This window comes from Neobacillus vireti (assembly GCF_001026695.1).
GTDB lineage: Bacteria > Bacillota > Bacilli > Bacillales > Cytobacillaceae > Neobacillus > Neobacillus vireti.
Genome location: NZ_LDNB01000004.1, coordinates 1 through 1495, shown reverse-complemented (window position 1 = coordinate 1495; position 1495 = coordinate 1). Strand labels below are relative to the sequence as shown.

Below are 1495 nucleotides of genomic sequence, written 5' to 3'. Positions count from 1 at the left end.
GATTAAGTCCGTATAATTGTGTAAAAAGAAAAGAGTCATTTTTATCCTACTTGGCTACAATGTTTAACAACCACGATAAACATAGAAAAGAGGAATAAAAATGACCCAATTACAGTTTAGCCTAGATATGGAACTTTTAAAAGACTCAGTAATGAATTCAAATATTGATAACGTTGTTAAATCAGCTGTTGTTCTGGTTTTGAATGAGTACATGGAGAAAGAAAGAAATGATTATTTACACGCCGCTTCATATGAACGCTCTGAAGAGCGTCTTGATTACCGAAATGGCTACTACGAACGTGAATTAACGATGAGTATCGGTAAGATAAAACTTAAGGTTCCTAGGACTCGAAATGGTGAGTTTTCACCTACGGTTTTTGAGAAATATGCACGTTGTGACCAGGCATTAGTACTCTCTATGCTAGAGATGGTTATCAATGGCGTTTCTACACGTAAAGTTACACATATTGTGGAACAACTTTGTGGTGAAAGTAAGTCAAAATCGTTTGTTTCTTCACTTACTCAAAAGCTTGATCCTATTATTAATGACTGGGCCAAACGGCCCTTAAATTTAAGGTATTATCCTTTTGTTTTTGTAGATGCAATGTATATAAAAGTTCGTGAACATCATCGTGTCGTCTCTAAGGCTGTTTATATAGCCACTGCTATCACTGAAAGCAAAACACGTGAAATTCTTGGGTTAAGTGTGGATCATGCTGAGAGTTATGAAAGTTGGAGTCGCTTTCTCCAACAACTAAAATCACGTGGTCTTCAATCCCCAAAGCTAGTCATTTCAGATGCTCACCAAGGGCTTCAAAAGGCGATTCAACGTGAATTTATTGGGACTAGCTGGCAAAGGTGTAACGTCCATTTTAAACGTAATATCATAGAAAGGCTTCCAAAAAAGGACTCAGCGGAAATACGTATGATGATTAAGCGTATTTTTGATGCAGTCACAATTGAGGATATGCGGAATTTTAAAGGTGAACTTATGAGTCAGTTTGGGGACAATCCTAAATACGAACAAGCTCTGAAAATATTAGATGATGGTTTCGAAGATACCATACAATACATGGAATACCCGGAAGATATCCGTTGTCATATCCGTAGTACAAATTCTCTTGAGCGATTAAATCAGGAAGTCCGAAGAAGAGAAAAAGTAATTCGTATTTACCCTAATACACAATCTGCCTTTCGTTTAGTAGGAGCTGTTTTAATGCAATATCAAGAAACCAATTATTCAAAGCAGAAATCTATTAAAAGGTAGATGTTTAATTTTCAACGTACTTCCAATTATGGATTATTCCATATCCAGTCAAGGCTATCAAAGGAAAAACCGCCTTTGACACCCTTGACTGGATATGGAGATTGAAACCCATGGAAGTAACGCTCGAAAAATGTTAAGGGGGAAGTGGGCTGATCATATATATTTGACATAACAAAATTTGGTTGAAAACATTGTTTAGCAAATTTACACAAAATCAAGGACTTGACT

1 protein-coding gene is annotated in these 1495 nt (G+C 36.3%); it reads left to right on the top strand.

The features are described 5' to 3' along the window. Positions 1 to 100: 100 nt before the first annotated feature. On the top strand, positions 101 to 1267 hold the full coding sequence (locus AA980_RS05835; protein ID WP_024026709.1) for an IS256 family transposase: 1167 nt from the start codon (positions 101 to 103) through the stop codon (positions 1265 to 1267). Positions 1268 to 1495 lie beyond the last annotated feature (228 nt).